The 16,934-nt window shown below is 72.5% G+C and carries 16 protein-coding genes; 13 read left to right on the top strand and 3 right to left on the bottom strand.

What is annotated here, in order from left to right; translation table 11 throughout:
• Nucleotides 1-58: 58 nt before the first annotated feature.
• The gene (locus AB0950_RS27815) at nt 59-1,162 is read right to left on the bottom strand and encodes an SAM-dependent methyltransferase (RefSeq protein ID WP_366779644.1); all 1,104 of its coding nucleotides are present in this window, start codon (nt 1,160-1,162) and stop codon (nt 59-61) included.
• 118 nt (nt 1,163-1,280) lie between these two features.
• Between AB0950_RS27815 and AB0950_RS27810 the strand changes: the two genes are divergently transcribed.
• Nucleotides 1,281-2,486 (top strand): sensor histidine kinase, encoded by a 1,206-nt coding sequence (locus AB0950_RS27810; RefSeq protein WP_360153887.1) that lies wholly within the window; start codon nt 1,281-1,283, stop codon nt 2,484-2,486.
• An 80-nt stretch (nt 2,487-2,566) separates the two neighbouring features.
• The gene (locus AB0950_RS27805; RefSeq protein ID WP_360153884.1) at nt 2,567-3,238 is read left to right on the top strand and encodes a response regulator transcription factor; all 672 of its coding nucleotides are present in this window, start codon (nt 2,567-2,569) and stop codon (nt 3,236-3,238) included.
• Nucleotides 3,239-3,260: 22 nt separating this feature from the next.
• Here the strand turns inward: AB0950_RS27805 and AB0950_RS27800 are convergent, their stop codons facing one another.
• The gene (locus tag AB0950_RS27800; protein WP_366779643.1) at nt 3,261-4,454 is read right to left on the bottom strand and encodes a beta-eliminating lyase-related protein; all 1,194 of its coding nucleotides are present in this window, start codon (nt 4,452-4,454) and stop codon (nt 3,261-3,263) included.
• 204 nt (nt 4,455-4,658) lie between these two features.
• Here AB0950_RS27800 and AB0950_RS27795 point away from each other — a divergent pair, with 204 nt between their 5' ends.
• From AB0950_RS27795 to AB0950_RS27750, 10 genes are all read left to right on the top strand, one after another.
• A complete protein-coding gene (locus tag AB0950_RS27795; protein ID WP_360153878.1) occupies nt 4,659-5,621 on the top strand; it encodes a DUF2520 domain-containing protein in 963 nt (320 codons plus the stop codon).
• Entirely contained in the window at nt 5,618-6,619 is a 1,002-nt protein-coding gene (panC, locus tag AB0950_RS27790; protein WP_366779642.1) for a pantoate--beta-alanine ligase, read from the top strand. Before AB0950_RS27795 ends, panC begins: the two co-directional genes overlap by 4 nt.
• Entirely contained in the window at nt 6,616-8,313 is a 1,698-nt protein-coding gene (locus AB0950_RS27785; RefSeq protein ID WP_360153872.1) for an L-aspartate oxidase, read from the top strand. Before panC ends, AB0950_RS27785 begins: the two co-directional genes overlap by 4 nt.
• A 27-nt stretch (nt 8,314-8,340) precedes the next feature.
• Nucleotides 8,341-9,318 (top strand): carboxylating nicotinate-nucleotide diphosphorylase, encoded by a 978-nt coding sequence (nadC, locus tag AB0950_RS27780; protein WP_360153869.1) that lies wholly within the window; start codon nt 8,341-8,343, stop codon nt 9,316-9,318.
• A 5-nt stretch (nt 9,319-9,323) separates the two neighbouring features.
• The gene (locus tag AB0950_RS27775) at nt 9,324-10,121 is read left to right on the top strand and encodes a type III pantothenate kinase (protein WP_360153866.1); all 798 of its coding nucleotides are present in this window, start codon (nt 9,324-9,326) and stop codon (nt 10,119-10,121) included.
• Between the two features lie 130 nt (nt 10,122-10,251).
• A complete protein-coding gene (locus AB0950_RS27770) occupies nt 10,252-10,926 on the top strand; it encodes a hypothetical protein (RefSeq protein ID WP_360154531.1) in 675 nt (224 codons plus the stop codon).
• A 524-nt stretch (nt 10,927-11,450) separates the two neighbouring features.
• The gene (locus AB0950_RS27765) at nt 11,451-11,630 is read left to right on the top strand and encodes a hypothetical protein (protein ID WP_023547678.1); all 180 of its coding nucleotides are present in this window, start codon (nt 11,451-11,453) and stop codon (nt 11,628-11,630) included.
• 159 nt (nt 11,631-11,789) lie between these two features.
• Nucleotides 11,790-12,230: a BlaI/MecI/CopY family transcriptional regulator gene (locus AB0950_RS27760; protein WP_360153862.1), complete on the top strand. Its 441-nt coding sequence runs from the start codon at nt 11,790-11,792 to the stop codon at nt 12,228-12,230.
• A 9-nt stretch (nt 12,231-12,239) separates the two neighbouring features.
• Entirely contained in the window at nt 12,240-12,773 is a 534-nt protein-coding gene (locus tag AB0950_RS27755; RefSeq protein WP_360153859.1) for an amino-acid N-acetyltransferase, read from the top strand.
• Between the two features lie 214 nt (nt 12,774-12,987).
• Entirely contained in the window at nt 12,988-13,323 is a 336-nt protein-coding gene (locus AB0950_RS27750) for an Lsr2 family protein (protein ID WP_059251614.1), read from the top strand.
• Here the strand turns inward: AB0950_RS27750 and AB0950_RS27745 are convergent.
• Nucleotides 13,302-13,961, bottom strand: a complete 660-nt coding sequence (locus AB0950_RS27745; RefSeq protein WP_366779641.1) for an SCO3374 family protein — start codon at nt 13,959-13,961, stop codon at nt 13,302-13,304. The genes AB0950_RS27750 and AB0950_RS27745 overlap by 22 nt on opposite strands.
• A gap of 430 nt (nt 13,962-14,391) precedes the next feature.
• Between AB0950_RS27745 and AB0950_RS27740 the strand changes: the two genes are divergently transcribed.
• Complete coding sequence (locus tag AB0950_RS27740; protein WP_360153850.1) at nt 14,392-16,917, top strand: ATP-dependent Clp protease ATP-binding subunit; 2,526 nt, start codon at nt 14,392-14,394, stop codon at nt 16,915-16,917.
• Nucleotides 16,918-16,934 lie beyond the last annotated feature (17 nt).

Raw genomic sequence — 16,934 nt, 5'->3', positions numbered from 1 at the left:
GCCGCCGGGTGGGGGTCGGCCGCCTGGGCGCGCGTAGGGTCGGCGAGGAGCAGGGGGCTCAGGCGAGCGGGTCGGCGATACCGACCGGCTGGACCAGCCAGCCGAAGTCGCCGAGCCCGCCCGGAGCGGTGAGTTCGGCGGCCTCCCCGGCGCCCGCGAGGGCGCGCACGTAGGCGGCGGGGTCCGTGGAGGCCAGCGCGAGCGGGGGTCGTGCGCCGGTGATGTCGAGAGCGCGCAGAGCGGCGCGCTGCGTGAGCAGGCGCGGGGCAGACAGGGCGCGCACTGGGCCGGAGGGAGCGTGCGCCGTGTCCGCGGGCATGCTTGGCGTACCCGAAGGCGCGTGCGCCGTGGGAGCCGTCGCGCAGGCGTCCAGGGCGACGTGGGCCGTGATGTCGCACGATCCGTCGGGCACCGGCGCCGTCTCGCGCCCGGCGCGGAAGCCGGTGAGCGTGCCGAACAGGGGGCGCGTGTCGGCGGTGTGCGCGTAGTCCACGGCGACCGCGAGCCCGCGCACCAGCCGGTGCACCGCCGACGCCCACGCCAGGTCGCGGGGCAGCCCGATCTCCGCGCGCAGCCCTTCCTCGGGCGGCAGCGGCCACCACCGGGCGAGCCAGTCCGCGTCCGCGCCGGTCACCGGCTCCCCGAGCCGCTCGGTGCCGTCGTCGGCGACCAGCACCAGCCGGGGCACGCCCGCGGGGTCGACCTCGACGACGTCCACGGGCACGTTGTCCAGCCACTCGTTGGCGAATAGCAGGCCCGTGACGGCGGGCGGGGGCGCGTCCAGCCAGGTGATGCGCTCGTCGAGACCGGCCGGGCGGCCGGCGCGTTCGACGGCGTACGCACGCGCGCGTGCGGCCACGTCCGCCGGCAGGGCGGCCAGCACCCCGGTGACCAGTTCACCGCGCCCCGCGCCCATGTCGACGAAGTCCAGCGCGGCCGGCCGGCCCAGTGCCTCGTCGACCCGGCACAGCAGCCGGGCCACGGCCCGCGCGAACAGCGGGGAGGCGTGCACGGACGTACGGAAGTGGCCGGCCGGGCCCTCCGGGCGGCGGTAGAAGCCGCCGGGGCCGTACAGCGCCGCCTCGGCCGCCGCGCGCCAGCCGCGCGGTCCGCCGCCCTCGCGGGCGCGCCGTTCCGCTTCCCGCGGCGTCTCATCCGTCACCGCACCAGACTAGGCGCACAGATGATCACTTCCTCCACCTTGCGGAGTACGCGCGCCGGACGCGGATCGGCCCTCCGGTTGACCCCTGCACGCATCTGGTTTGCCTACGCTGGGTTACGTGCAGCGCCTCTATGACTTCCTCCGCCGCCACCCGACGTGGGTCGACACCTTCTGGGCCGTCGCCCTGTTCGGGCTGTCCGGTGTGAGCGTGGTCAATCTGAGCGGGGTGCCCGGTCACCACATGTCGGTCGCCGCCGGGATGGCCGTGTCCTTCGTGCTGTGCGTCGTCGTGGCGCTGCGCCGCCGTTTCCCGGAGCCGATGCTGCTGGTCGCCCTCGCGACCGGGCTGGTCCAGCTGGTGCTGGACGTCGAGACGACCGTCGCCGACTTCGCGATGCTGGTGATCACCTACACAGTGGCGGCGGTCGGCGCGCGCTGGGCCTCCCGGCTCGCGCTCGTCGTCAGCCTGTGCGCGGCGGCCTTCGCGCAGCTGCGCTGGCCGGCCGAGCACGCGGGCTTCCTCGGGCGGATCGCCATAGTCGCCTTCCAGACGGTGCCCTTCGCGCTCGCCTGGGTGCTCGGCGACTCCATGCGCACCCGGCGCGCCTACTTCGCCCAGCTGGAGGAGCGCGCGGCCCGTCTGGAGAAGGAGCGCGAGGCGCAGTCGAAGGTCGCGGTGGCCGCCGAACGCGCCCGGATAGCGCGCGAGTTGCACGATGTGGTCGCGCACAACGTGTCGGTGATGGTGGTGCAGGCCGACGGCGCCGCGTACGTCCTGGACGCCGCTCCCGACCAGGCCAGGAAGGCGCTGGAGACGATCTCCTCCACCGGCCGCCAGGCGCTCGCCGAGATGCGCCGCCTGCTGGGCGTGCTGCGCACCGGGGAGCACCAGGAGGGCGGGGAGTACGTTCCCCAGCCGGACGTCGAGCAGATCGACGACCTCGTCGAGCAGTGCCGCAACGCCGGCCTGCCGGTCGACTTCAAGGTCGAGGGCACCCCGCGTCCGCTGCCGAGCGGCGTGGAGCTGACCGCGTACCGGATCGTGCAGGAGGCGCTCACCAACACCCGCAAGCACGGCGGGCCCAACGCGGGCGCGAGCGTGCGGCTGGTCTACTTCGACGACGGGCTCGGCCTGCTCGTCGAGGACGACGGCAAGGGCGCCCCGCACGAGCTGTACGAGGAGGGCGGCGCCGACGGCCAGGGGCACGGCCTGATCGGGATGCGCGAGCGGGTCGGCATGGTGGGCGGCACCCTGGACGCCGGCCCGCGGCCGGGCGGAGGATTCCGCATCAGTGCCCTGCTCCCGCTCAAACCAGCGCACTGACGCAGCCGCACGCCCCCGATTGACACCTGTCACGCCCTGCCCGAACCACCAGACCACCCGTCCCGACCGAAAGAGGCCCGATGACGATCCGTGTGATGCTCGTCGACGACCAGGTGCTGCTGCGCACCGGGTTCCGGATGGTGCTCGCCGCCCAGCCGGACATGGAGGTCGTCGCGGAGGCGGGCGACGGCGTCGAGGCCCTGCAGGTGGTGAAGTCCACGCCGGTCGACGTCGTCCTGATGGACGTGCGCATGCCGAAGCTGGACGGCGTGGAGGCCACCCGGCGGATCTGCGCCGAGGCCGACCCGCCGAAGGTGCTGATCCTGACCACCTTCGACCTGGACGAGTACGCGTTCTCCGGGCTGAAGGCGGGCGCCTCCGGGTTCATGCTCAAGGACGTGCCGCCCGGTGATCTGCTGGCGGCCATCCGCGCGGTGCACAGCGGCGACGCGGTCGTGGCGCCGTCCACCACCCGGCGCCTGCTGGACCGTTTCGCCCCGATGCTGCCCTCCACCGGCAAGGAGCCGCAGCACAAGGAGCTGGACCGGCTCACCGACCGCGAGCGCGAGGTCATGGTGCTGGTCGCGCAGGGACTGTCCAACGGCGAGATCGCGGCCCGGCTGGTGCTGAGCGAGGCGACGGTGAAAACCCACGTCGGCCGCATCCTGACCAAGCTCGGCCTGCGCGACCGGGTCCAGGTCGTGGTGCTGGCCTACGAGACCGGCCTGGTCCGCGCGGGCGGCCACGGCTGAGCGCGGGAGCCGGGCTTGCCGGTCACGGCGTAGGCAGGCGCGTGGCGAAGCCGGCGACGGCCGTCCGCACGTCGTCCGCCGTCCACGCAAGGCCCTCGGAGCGCACGGCGACCTCGGTGAAGGACAGCCCGGGGCCGCCGCGGTCCCAGGGGGCGGCGAAGAGGTAGGTCCCGGTCTCCTCGGCCTGGCGCACCGCCGCCTCCGTGAGGACGTCGGGGTCGTACGGCAGCCACACCTGGAAGTCGTGGGTGTGCGGTTCCTCCGGGTGCACGCGGGCCCACGGCAGGCCGGCCGCGGCGAAACCCTCGCGCAGCGCGGCGGCGACCACGCGCGCGTGCCGCACGTAGTCCGGCAGCCGGGGCAGTTCGCGCTCCAGGCCGGCGAGCGCCGACAGCACGGTCGGGAACTGCTGGAAGACCATGCCGCCGTACCGGTGCCGCCAGGTCTTCGCCTCCTCCACCAGCGTCTTCGGGCCGGCCAGCGCGGCGCCGCCGAAGCCGTCGAGGGACTTGTAGAACGACACGTAGACGCTGTCCGCGAGGCCGGCGATCTCCGCGAGCGTGCGGCCGAAGTGGACCGTGCTCTCCCACAGGCGTGCGCCGTCGAAGTGCACCACCGCGTCGCGCTCCCGCGCCGCCTCGACGGCCTCGGTCAGTTCCTCCCAGGTGGGCAGCACGAAACCGGCGTCGCGCAAGGGCAGTTCGAGCATCAGCGTCCCGAAGGGCTCGTCGAAGCCGCGTATCTCGGCGGCGGTCGGCAGCCGCGGCTCACTGGTCACCCGCACCGGGCGCAACCCGCTGACCTCGCTGAAGGCGTGCCGTTCGTGCACCTCCGGGTGGGCCAGGGCGTGCAGGGCCACCGCGCGGTTGCCGGTGCGGCCCGCCCAGCAGCGCAGCGCCACCTGCTGGGCCATCGTGCCGGTCGGGAAGAACGCGGCCGCCTGAGTGCCGAGCAGGGACGCGATCCGCTCCTCCAGGTGCGCCACGATCCCGTTGCCGTAGATGTCCGCGGGCCGGTCCAGGTCGTACACCTCGGGCGCCGCCTGCTGGAGGTCCGCCAGCCGCTCCCTGATCGTGCGCCCGAAGCCCGGGCGTGCCAGCACGCGCTCCGCCTTCGCGAGGGCGGAGCGGCGCCGCGCCCGCATCGCCTCCTGCGGGGACTGCTCCGCCTGCTGCTGTTCCCGCTGCTCTTCGTCCGGTCGCGCCTCATCGGTCATGTGCGGATCATGCCGTGCGGCGGCCCGGACGGACAGCCGTATTTCCCGCGCGGACGCGCTGCAGCACCGTTCTTCCGGGCCCGCGAGGGCGTGGCGTAACCCACAGCCTGTGGACGACCGGTCGGCTCCGGACCGAGATAGCGTTAACATGACGAGAAATCGTCCGGTACCCAGAGCGGACTGGAACGGGAAGGCCGCCGTCGCGTGAGTACAGTCCACCAGCAAGACCTCAAGGACCGCCCCGCGCGGCTCACCGTCGGCGTCGTCGGCGCCGGCCGCGTGGGTCCCGCGCTCGCCGCGTCCCTCCAGCTCGCCGGGCACCGCCCGGTGGCCGTCTCCGGCGTCTCCGACGCCTCCCGGCGGCGCGCCGAGACCATGCTCCCGGACGTGCCGCTGGTGCCGCCCGCCGAGGTCCTCGGCCGCGCCGACCTGGTGCTGCTCACCGTCCCCGACGACGTCCTGCCCGGACTGGTCTCCGGGCTCGCCGAGACCGGTGCGGTACGGCCCGGGCAGCTGCTCGTGCACACCTCCGGCCGGTACGGCGCCAAGGTCCTCGACCCGGCCCTGCGCGCGGGCGCGCTGCCGATGGCCCTGCACCCCGCGATGACCTTCACCGGCACCCCGGTGGACGTCCAGCGCCTGGCCGGCTGCTCCTTCGGGGTCACCGCGCCCGAGGAGCTGCGGCTGGCCGCCCAGGCCCTCGTGATCGAGATGGGCGGCGAGCCGGAGTGGATCAGCGAGGAGAACCGCCCGCTGTACCACGCGGCGCTCGCCCTCGGCGCGAACCACCTGGTGACCCTGGTCGCCCAGTCGATGGAGCTGCTGCGCACCGCGGGCGTCGAGGCCCCCGACCGGATGCTCGGCCCGCTGCTCGGCGCCGCCCTCGACAACGCGCTGCGCTCCGGCGACGCGGCGCTCACCGGGCCCGTCGCGCGCGGGGACGCCGGCACGGTCGCCGCGCACATCGCCGAGCTGCGCGCGCACGCCCCGCAGACCGTCGCGGGCTATGTGGCGATGGCCCGCGCGACCGCCGACCGGGCGCTCGCGCACGGCCTGCTGAAGCCCGAACTCGCCGAGGACCTGCTCGGCGTGCTGGCCGACGGGGCCGCCGGCACGACCGGCAGCACCGGCCCAGGCACCACCGGCACCGAGGGGAACGACCGATGACCACCGCCCTGCTGAGCACCGCCGACGAGCTGCACGCGCGCGTGCGCCGGGGCCGCCGCGCCGTCGTGATGACCATGGGCGCCCTGCACGAGGGCCACGCCACCCTGATCCGCACCGCGCGCGGGATCGCCGGACCGGACGGCGAGGTCGTCGTCACCGTCTTCGTCAACCCGCTGCAGTTCGGCGCGGGCGAGGACCTGGACCGCTACCCGCGCACCCTCGACGCCGATGTGAAGATCGCCGAACAGGCCGGAGCGGACGTGGTGTTCGCGCCCTCCGTGGACGAGGTCTACCCCGGCGGCGCCCCCCAGGTCCGCATCAGCGCCGGGCCCATGGGCGAGCGCCTGGAGGGCGCCTCGCGGCCCGGCCACTTCGACGGCATGCTCACCGTCGTCGCCAAGCTGCTGCACCTCACCCGCCCCGACGCGGCCCTGTACGGCCAGAAGGACGCCCAGCAGCTGGCCCTGATCCGGCGCATGGTGCGGGACCTGAACTTCGGCGTCGAGATCGTCGCCGTACCGACCGTGCGCGAGGAGGACGGGCTCGCCCTGTCCAGCCGCAACCGCTACCTCTCGCCGGCCGAGCGCGCCACCGCGCTCGCACTGTCCCGCGCGCTGTTCGCGGGCCGCGACCGGCACGCCGCGCAGGAGGCGCTGCGCGCGCGTGCCCGCGAAGTGCCCTCCACGCAGGCGCGTGCGGAGGCGCTGAGCGCCCTCGGTGAGTCCCGCGCCGCCGCCGACGCGCACGCGGTCGCCACGGCGTCCCCGGGCGGCCCGGCCGCCGTCCGCACGGCCGCCCGCCAGGTGCTGGACGAGGCCACGCGCTTCGTCCCGCCGCTCGAACTGGACTACCTCGCCCTCGTCGACCCGTCCGACTTCACCGAGATCGGCGACGACTTCACCGGCGAGGCCGTCCTGGCCGTCGCCGCGCGGGTCGGCACGACCCGGCTGATCGACAACCTCCCCCTCACCTTCGGAACCCTCGGAGCCGCCTCGTGACCAGCACAGGCATACGACTGCACGCGCCCGCCCCCGGCTGGGCCATCTCCGCGGACGTGGTCGTCGTCGGCTCCGGAGTGGCCGGCCTGACCGCGGCGCTGCGCTGCGAGGCCGCGGGCCTGAGCACCGTGGTCGTCACCAAGGCGCGCCTGGACGACGGCTCCACGCGCTGGGCGCAGGGCGGCATCGCGGCCGCCCTCGGCGAGGGCGACACGCCCGAACAGCACCTCGAGGACACCCTGGTGGCCGGCGTGGGTCTGTGCGACGAGGAGGCGGTGCGGATCCTCGTCACCGAGGGCCCCGACGCCGTACGGCGGCTGATCTCCACCGGCGCCCACTTCGACACCGACGACGAGGGCGACATCCAGCTCACCCGCGAGGGCGGCCACCACCGGCGCCGGATCGCGCACGCGGGCGGCGACGCGACCGGCGCGGAGGTCTCCCGCGCCCTCGTGGAGGCCGTCCAGGCGCGTGGGGTGCGCACGATCGAGAACGCGCTCGTGCTGGACCTGCTGACCGACGCCGAGGGCCGTACGGCCGGTGTGACGCTCCACGTGATGGGCGAGGGCCAGCACGACGGCGTGGGCGCCGTGCACGCCCCCGCGGTCGTCCTCGCCACCGGCGGCATGGGCCAGGTGTTCTCCGCGACCACCAACCCCTCGGTGTCGACCGGTGACGGCGTGGCGCTGGCGCTGCGCGCGGGCGCCGAGGTGTCGGACCTGGAGTTCGTGCAGTTCCACCCGACCGTGCTGTTCCTCGGGGCGGAGGCCGAGGGCCAGCAGCCGCTGGTCTCCGAGGCGGTGCGCGGCGAGGGCGCCCACCTGGTCGACGCCGACGGCGTGCGCTTCATGGTCGGGCAGCACGAGCTGGCCGAGCTGGCGCCCCGGGACATCGTCGCCAAGGGCATCCTGCGGCGGATGCTGGAGCAGGGCGCCGAGCACATGTACCTCGACGCGCGGCACTTCGGCGCCGAGATGTGGCAGCACCGCTTCCCGACCATCCTGGCCGCCTGCCGCGCCAACGGCATCGACCCGGTCACCGAGCCCATCCCGATCGCCCCGGCCGCCCACTACGCCTCCGGAGGCGTGCGCACCGACGCCCGGGGCCGCACCACCGTGCCGGGCCTGTACGCGTGCGGCGAGGTCGCCTGCACCGGCGTGCACGGCGCCAACCGGCTCGCCTCCAACAGCCTCCTCGAGGGGCTCGTCTACGCCGAGCGGATCGCCGCCGACATCGCGGAGTCCCGGGCGGAGAACGGCCTCCACGCGCGCGTGCCCCAGCCGGTCCCGGAGCCCGGCAAGCCCGCGCACCCGCTGCTCGCCCCCGAGACGCGGTTCGCCATCCAGCGGATCATGACCGAGGGCGCCGGCGTGCTGCGCTCCGAGGAGTCCCTCGCCAGGGCCGCCGAACAGCTCCAGCGGCTGCACACGGACGCCCGCGACGCCCTCGCGGAGAACGGCAAGACAGCCGAGCCCGGCGTCGACACCTGGGAGGCCACCAACCTCCTGTGCGTCGCCCGGGTCCTGGTCGCCGCCGCGCGGATGCGCGAGGAGACCCGCGGCTGCCACTGGCGCGAGGACCGCGCCGAGCGCGACGACACCCACTGGCGGCGGCACATCGTCGTACGGCTGAACCCCGACCGGTCGCTGGCCGTGCACACCACCGACACCGCAGACTTCCCCCCGACCCGGTAACACCAGCGCCCAGGAGCAGTGACGAACGTGAGCACCGACGACCTTCCCCTCGCCCCCACCGGCGGCTGCGGTGACGGCTGCGCCTGCGGCGCGGAGGGCGACGAGGAGTACCTGGAGAGCGGGCTCGACCCCGCGCTCGCCGAGCTGCTGGCCGCCGCCGGGCTGGACCCCGTGGAGGTCGAGGACATCGCCAACGTGGCCATCCAGGAGGACCTGGACGGCGGCGTGGACGTGACGACCGTCTCCACCATCCCCGAGGACGCCGTCGCCACCGGCGACTTCACCGCGCGCGAGGGCGGCGTCGTCGCCGGCCTCCGGGTCGCCGAGGCCGTGCTCTCCGTGGTGTGCACGGACGAGTTCGAGGTCGAGCGGCACGTCGAGGACGGCGACCGGATCGAGGCCGGGCAGAAGCTGCTGTCGGTCACCACGCGCACGCGTGACCTGCTGACCGCCGAGCGCAGCGCGCTGAACATCCTGTGCCGTCTGTCCGGCATCGCGACCGCCACGCGCGCGTGGGCGGACGCGCTGGAGGGCACCAAGACGCGCGTGCGGGACACCCGCAAGACGACCCCGGGCCTGCGCTCGCTGGAGAAGTTCGCCGTCCGCTGCGGCGGCGGTGTCAACCACCGCATGTCGCTGTCCGACGCGGCCCTGGTCAAGGACAACCACGTGATCGCCGCCGGCGGCGTCGCGCAGGCCTTCAAGGCCGTACGGGAGAGCTTCCCGGACATCCCGATCGAGGTCGAGGTCGACACCCTGCACCAGCTGCGGGAGGTCGTCGAGGCGGGCGCGGACCTGATCCTGCTGGACAACTTCACCCCGGACGAGTGCGCGGAGGCCGTCGGGATCGTGCGCGGCCGGGCCCTGCTGGAGGCCTCCGGCCGGCTCACGCTCGACACCGCGCGCATGTACGCCGACACGGGCGTGGACTTCCTGGCCGTCGGCGCGCTGACCCACTCCGCGCCGATCCTGGACATCGGCCTCGACCTGCGCGAGGCGGAGTAACGGCCATGCTCCTCACGATCGACGTCGGCAACACCCACACCGTCCTCGGCCTGTTCGACGGCGAGGACATCGTCGAGCACTGGCGCATCTCCACGGACGCCCGCCGTACGGCGGACGAGCTGGCGGTGCTGCTCCAGGGGCTGATGGGCATGCACCCGCTGCTCGGCGAGGAGCTGGGCGACGGCATCGACGGCATCGCGATCTGCGCGACCGTGCCGTCGGTGCTGCACGAGCTGCGCGAGGTCACCCGGCGCTACTACGGCGACGTGCCCGCCGTACTGGTGGAGCCGGGCGTGAAGACGGGCGTGCCGATCCTCACCGACAACCCCAAGGAGGTCGGCGCGGACCGGATCATCAACGCGGTGGCCGCCGTCGAGCTGTACGGCGGCCCGGCGATCGTCGTCGACTTCGGTACGGCGACCACGTTCGACGCGGTCTCCGCGCGCGGGGAGTACGTCGGCGGGGTCATCGCGCCCGGCATCGAGATCTCCGTCGAGGCGCTCGGCGTGAAGGGCGCGCAGCTGCGCAAGATCGAGGTGGCCCGGCCGCGCAGCGTGATCGGCAAGAACACCGTCGAGGCCATGCAGGCCGGCATCGTGTACGGCTTCGCCGGGCAGGTCGACGGGGTCGTCAGCCGCATGGCGCGGGAGCTGGCGGACGACCCGGACGACGTGACGGTGATCGCGACGGGCGGGCTCGCGCCGATGGTGCTGGGGGAGTCCTCGGTGATCGACGAGCACCAGCCGTGGCTGACGCTGATCGGACTGCGGCTGGTGTACGAGCGCAACGTGGCCCGGCTCTGAGGCGACCGGCATGACCCCGGTCGGGGGAACCGGGAGCGACACGCGGCGAACCAATATGCCAGGTTCGTCACTTTTGTCCGATTAGCGGTAGCGTCGCCGCATGCCCACGCCATACGGATCCCGCGGCGGCATGGCGTTCGGCGTGGAGGAGCTCCATGTGCTCCGCCGCGCCCTCGCCCTCGCCCTTCACCCCGGCCAGACGTCCGCCGAGGACGTCCAGGACTGCTTCCGGCTCGCCGAGGCGCTCGACGAGGCCATGCGCGAGGGAGCGAGACTGCGCGCATTCCTGGTGGCCGACCTCGGCCGGTACCGGGCCGCCCTGCCGGGCACCGCCGCCGGCTATCTCGCCCTCCTGGAGGAGGCACTGGCGGCCGGGCACCGGCCGACGCCGGACGATCTCGCGGCGCTGCGGGCGCTGCGCGGGAACCCGGTGGCGGCCGCGCTGCTGGACCGCTGCCAGTCGCTGGCCGAGCAGGACGTACGCGCCCGGTTCGCGCAGGGTGCGCGCAAGGTGCCGGCGCCCGCCGTACCGCCCTCCAGGACCCGCCTGACGGCCCTTCCGGGCGGTGGGGGAGTGCCCGGGGTCCGGCAGGCCGCGGAACAGGCCGGAGAGCCGCAGCAGCCGGCCCAGAGGCCTCCGCAGAAGCAGCCGGCGCCGAAGCCCGCGCCGGCGCCCGGGGAGCGGCCGGGCACGGAGCCTGCGGCGCCGAAGCGGCCCATTCCGACGCCGGGGGAGGTCTTCCCGCGCCGCAAGCCCACGCCCCCGGCGGCCCCCGCCGAACCCCGCCAGCTGGCGGCGGGCTGACCTACACCGGGGCCTGCGGGGGGTTCGCCGTCTTGGGTGGGCGGTGCGTCTTCGGGTGCGGGTGCGTCGGGGGGCACCCGGCCTCCGGCCGGGTCCTGGTTCCCACCCGCACCACCGTGCGGGAATCGTCGTCGGGTGCGGGTGGCCCCGGTGGGGCGGGTTCGCCGTCGGCGGGTGCGGGTGGTGCCCCGGTGGGGCGGGCTCGGCGTCGTCGGGTGCGGGTGGCCCCAGTGGGGCGGGCTCGTCGTCGTCGGGTCCGGGTGGTGCCCTGGTGGGGGCGAGGCTCGTCGTCGGGTGCGGGTGGTGCCAGGTAGGGGTGAGGCTCGTCGTCGGCGGGCGCGGGTGGTCGCCCTGGCGGGGGCGAGTCTCGGTGTCGGCGGGTGTGGGTGGTGCCCTGGTGGGGCGGGCTCGCCGTCGGCGGGTGCGGGGCGTTCTGGGGGCCTTCTTCGGTCAGAGCGGCACCCCGCGCGGGGTTTGCGCCCCCCGTACCTTTCGCCCGGTGCGCCGTGGCTACTCTGGTGGGCATGGACTACGTCTCCGCGCTCGTGCCCCCGGTCGTGATGGCCGTGTTCTTCATCGGTGTGGTCAGGGTGATCGTGAAGACCCAGGGCGGGGCCGCCAAGGCCAAGGAGGACGCGGCCGTCGACGCCGCCCTCGCGCGCGCGGAGAGCGCGCGACAGGCCTCCGCCGGCGGCGACGCCTGACCCGGCCGGTAAACGGGGTCCGGGCCCGACCGGTTCCCGTCCCCCTCTCCGCGCACCCCTGAGCCGTACGCCCTTTTTGTTCGCATTCACGGGTTGGGCGCACGTCCGGCACGCCGTGGACCGGTTCTCCCACTATTGTTCTGAGTTGTGCCTCGCCCATTGGGAGAACTCGAAGACGCGGTCATGACGCGGGTGTGGAAGTGGAACCGCCCGGTGACCGTTCGAGAAGTCCTGGAAGACCTCCAGCAGGAACGCTCCATCGCGTACACCACCGTGATGACCGTTTTGGACAATCTCCATCAGAAGGGCTGGGTGCGCCGCGAGGCTGAAGGACGTGCCTATCGATATGAGGCCGTCTCGACGCGAGCCGCCTACGCCGCCGCCCTCATGAACGACGCCTGGTCGCAGAGCGACAACCCGGCCGCCGCTCTCGTCGCCTTCTTCGGGATGATGAGCGACGAACAGCGTCAGGCCCTCAGGGACGCCGTACGCATCGTTCAGGGACCGGAAATCGCGGATGCCATCCGCGATCGCGGCCAGGAGAACCCCGAGCCCGGTGAGGAGAACCCCGACTCGGCACGGGGCGCCGACGGGCGATAGCGTCCGCCCATGTCTGCAGAGCGTCCCGAAGTCACCGCAAGGGCCATCACCGTCCGGCGTGCCCGGACCGGCGACGTCCCGGCCGTACGCCGCCTCCTCGACGCCTACGTCCGCGACCGCATCCTGCTCGACAAAGCCACGGTCACGCTTTACGAGGACATCCAGGAGTTCTGGGTCGCGGAACGCGACGACAACGCCGAGGTGGTCGGCTGCGGCGCGCTGCACGTCATGTGGGAGGACCTCGCGGAAGTCCGCACTCTCGCGGTGAAGCCCGGCCTCAAGGGCGCCGGCGTCGGCCATCAGTTGCTGGAGAAGTTGCTGCAGACCGCGCGCTGGCTCGGTGTTCGCCGCGTTTTCTGCCTGACCTTCGAAGTGGACTTCTTCGGCAAGCACGGCTTCGTGGAGATCGGGGAGACACCGGTCGACACCGATGTGTACGCGGAGCTGTTGCGTTCCTATGACGAGGGCGTCGCGGAGTTCCTGGGTCTCGAACGAGTGAAACCGAACACCTTGGGCAACAGCCGGATGCTTCTGCATCTGTGATCGTCATTGCCCGGTGCCCTATGTCCGAAACGCGTATGTTTCCGGGCGGGGGCGGCCCGCCGGTCCTCTACCGGTGCTCTCCCAGGGGTTTGTGTTTTTCCGGCAAAAGCGGTTTGCTTTCCGACGTACTGCAGTACTGCATATAACAGGGGCGGCGAAACGGCGGACGCCGCACACCCCCTGCTCCTCAACGTTATCGATGAAAGGAAATCCGGTGGCACAGAAGGTTCAGGTCCTTCTTGTCGACGACCTCGACGGCGGCGAGGCGGACGAGACCGTGACGTTCGCGCTGGACGGCAAGACGTACGAGATCGATCTCACGACCGCCAATGCGGACAAGCTGCGCAGCCTTCTCGACCCCTATGTGAAGGGCGGTCGTCGTACCGGTGGCCGTGCGTCGGGCGGGCGCGGAAAGGCCCGTGCCGCTTCCGGTGGCAACCAGGACACCGCGGCGATCCGCGCCTGGGCGAAGGAGAACGGTTACGAGGTCAACGACCGCGGTCGTGTTCCCGCGTCCATTCGCGAGGCCTACGAGAAGGCCAACGGCTGATCCCGCCGGCAGGCGGCCGGCGGCCCGGTGCGCGGGCGCCGCAGCCGGATCCGGTGGCACTGCGCTGCCACCGTGTCCAGCAGCCGTACGAGATCGGGGGCGCCCTGTCCGCGCCCCATGGCCGGCAGCGCCGGCAGCGAGGCCTCGACCTCGCCTCCAGCCCCAGGGGGCCGCATCCACACGGCGGCCCCCTGCAAGGTTTCCGCCCACGGACGAGCGGCACGAGCGGCTTCCGGCGGGGCCGGCGCCTCCATCGCCCCGCCCTCGCCCAGGGCCCGCAGGTCGAGGGTGACGGCGCTCCACTCCAGCCAGTCCAGCAGGCCCGGCAGCTCCTCCGCGCTGCCCGCGGCCACCAGCAGCCGCATCCGGTCGCCCTTGAGGGCCACCGGAGAGTCCGGCGCGAGATGCCGGAGCGCTGCCGCGCCCGCCTCGGCCGGCACGTCCAGGACGTCGAACCGCACCCCGGTGACCAGCCGCAGCGGCCGTCCGGGCACCGTCGCCCAGCCCAGATCGTTCTCGTACCAGTGCCGGGCCCGGGCCACGGGGCCGGCGGCGGGATCAAAGGCGCCGGGTGCGTCCGGATCGAGAGGGCGTCGGGGAAGGGGGACCGTTGAGGCTGTGGGGACCGAGCCGACCATGCCAAGTGCAACCGCCGAATCGGCCGGCAAGTTACGCTGGGTGCCCTCTTGATTGCACGCTGTGCTGGAAATGGGGGCGTGCGGGGGTACGGGGAGGCGCAAGGTTGTTCGCCCATAGCGGAGGGAACCGGTGCGCGCCGCATGGAGTGTCAGTGGCTGCGGGTAAGACATGCCTAGTGGGAGGGGGCGACGCGCAGGAGAGGCCGTCTCACGTTCGCCATCGGCGTAGTGGCGAGTGGGGTAACTGCCTGGCCTGCGGGAACATCGTCTCGCACCATCGGGTTGGAGCAGATGTCGGCGCACACGGTCAGGAGGCCATCGACGGTGTCGGCAGTTGGAATGAGCGGTCCCCGCTTGCGGGACTAAGCTGCGGAAGGACAGGGAGGGGAAGTTCCCCCCACTGCCTGACCGCTCTGAGGAGCGATTAACGATGTTCGAGAGGTTCACCGACCGCGCGCGGCGGGTTGTCGTCCTGGCTCAGGAAGAAGCCCGGATGCTCAACCACAACTACATCGGCACCGAGCACATCCTCCTGGGTCTCATCCACGAGGGTGAAGGTGTCGCCGCTAAGGCCCTGGAGAGCCTCGGCATTTCGCTTGAGGCGGTCCGCCAGCAGGTGGAGGAGATCATCGGCCAGGGCCAGCAGGCCCCGTCCGGGCACATCCCCTTCACCCCCCGTGCCAAGAAGGTCCTGGAGCTGTCGCTCCGAGAGGCTCTTCAGCTGGGCCACAACTACATCGGCACGGAGCACATCCTGCTCGGCCTGATCCGCGAGGGCGAGGGCGTCGCCGCCCAGGTCCTGGTCAAGCTGGGCGCAGACCTCAACCGGGTGCGGCAGCAGGTCATCCAGCTGCTCTCCGGCTACCAGGGCAAGGAGACCGCCACCGCCGGCGGCCCGGCCGAGGGCACCCCCTCGACCTCTCTCGTCCTGGACCAGTTCGGCCGGAACCTCACCCAGGCCGCCCGTGAGTCCAAGCTCGACCCGGTCATCGGGCGCGAGAAGGAGATCGAGCGGGTCATGCAGGTGCTGTCCCGCCGTACCAAGAACAACCCGGTGCTGATCGGTGAGCCCGGCGTCGGCAAGACCGCCGTCGTCGAGGGCCTCGCCCAGGCCATCGTCAAGGGCGAGGTGCCCGAGACGCTGAAGGACAAGCACCTCTACACGCTGGACCTCGGCGCCCTGGTCGCCGGCTCCCGCTACCGCGGTGACTTCGAGGAGCGCCTGAAGAAGGTGCTCAAGGAGATCCGCACCCGCGGCGACATCATCCTGTTCATCGACGAGCTGCACACGCTGGTCGGTGCGGGTGCCGCCGAGGGCGCCATCGACGCGGCTTCCATCCTGAAGCCGATGCTGGCCCGCGGCGAGCTGCAGACCATCGGTGCCACGACGCTGGACGAGTACCGCAAGCACCTGGAGAAGGACGCGGCCCTGGAGCGCCGCTTCCAGCCCATCCAGGTCGCCGAGCCGTCCCTGCCGCACACGATCGAGATCCTCAAGGGCCTGCGCGACCGCTACGAGGCGCACCACCGCGTCTCCATCACGGACGAGGCCCTGGTCCAGGCGGCCACCCTGGCCGACCGCTACATCTCCGACCGCTTCCTGCCGGACAAGGCGATCGACCTGATCGACGAGGCCGGCTCGCGGATGCGCATCCGCCGGATGACCGCTCCGCCGGACCTGCGTGAATTCGACGAGAAGATCGCCGCCGTCCGCCGGGACAAGGAGTCCGCGATCGACTCGCAGGACTTCGAGAAGGCCGCCTCCCTGCGCGACAAGGAGAAGCAGCTCCTGGCCGCCAAGGCCAAGCGGGAGAAGGAGTGGAAGGCCGGCGACATGGACGTCGTCGCCGAGGTCGACGGCGAGCTGATCGCCGAGGTCCTCGCCACGGCCACCGGCATCCCGGTCTTCAAGCTGACCGAGGAGGAGTCCAGCCGCCTGCTCCGCATGGAGGAGGAGCTGCACAAGCGGGTCATCGGCCAGGTCGACGCCGTCAAGGCGCTGTCGAAGGCGATCCGCCGTACGCGTGCGGGCCTGAAGGACCCGAAGCGTCCGGGTGGTTCGTTCATCTTCGCCGGCCCGTCCGGTGTCGGTAAGACCGAGCTGTCCAAGGCGCTCGCGGAGTTCCTCTTCGGTGACGAGGACGCGCTGATCTCCCTCGACATGTCGGAGTTCAGCGAGAAGCACACGGTCTCGCGTCTCTTCGGTTCGCCCCCCGGCTACGTGGGCTACGAAGAGGGCGGCCAGCTGACCGAGAAGGTGCGCCGCAAGCCGTTCTCCGTCGTCCTGTTCGACGAGGTCGAGAAGGCCCACCCGGACATCTTCAACTCGCTGCTGCAGATCCTGGAGGACGGTCGCCTGACCGACTCCCAGGGCCGGGTCGTGGACTTCAAGAACACGGTCATCATCATGACGACCAACCTCGGCACCCGGGACATCTCCAAGGGCTTCAACCTCGGCTTCGCCGCCGCGGGTGACACGAAGACCAACTACGAGCGCATGAAGAACAAGGTGTCGGACGAGCTCAAGCAGCACTTCCGCCCCGAGTTCCTCAACCGCGTCGACGACGTGGTGGTCTTCCCGCAGCTGACCCAGTCCGACATCCTGCGGATCGTCGACCTGATGATCAGCAAGGTGGACGAGCGCCTGAAGGACCGGGACATGGGCATCGAGCTCTCCCAGTCCGCCAAGGAGCTGCTGGCCAAGAAGGGTTACGACCCGGTGCTGGGCGCCCGGCCGCTGCGCCGCACGATCCAGCGCGAGGTCGAGGACACGCTGTCGGAGAAGATCCTCTTCGGCGAGCTGCGCCCCGGTCACATCGTGGTCGTGGACACCGAGGGCGAGGGCGAGGCCCAGAAGTTCACCTTCCGCGGTGAGGAGAAGTCGGCGCTGCCCGACGTCCCGCCGATCGAGCAGGCGGCCGGCGGCGCCGGACCGAACCTGAGCAAGGAGGCGTAAGCCTCCCGGCGAGAGCC

The sequence above is a fragment of the Streptomyces sp. NPDC007189 genome, from assembly GCF_040703635.1.
Lineage (GTDB): Bacteria > Actinomycetota > Actinomycetes > Streptomycetales > Streptomycetaceae > Streptomyces.
The sequence above is the reverse complement of the archived record's forward strand: the minus strand, read 5'-3'. Positions and strand labels throughout refer to the sequence as shown.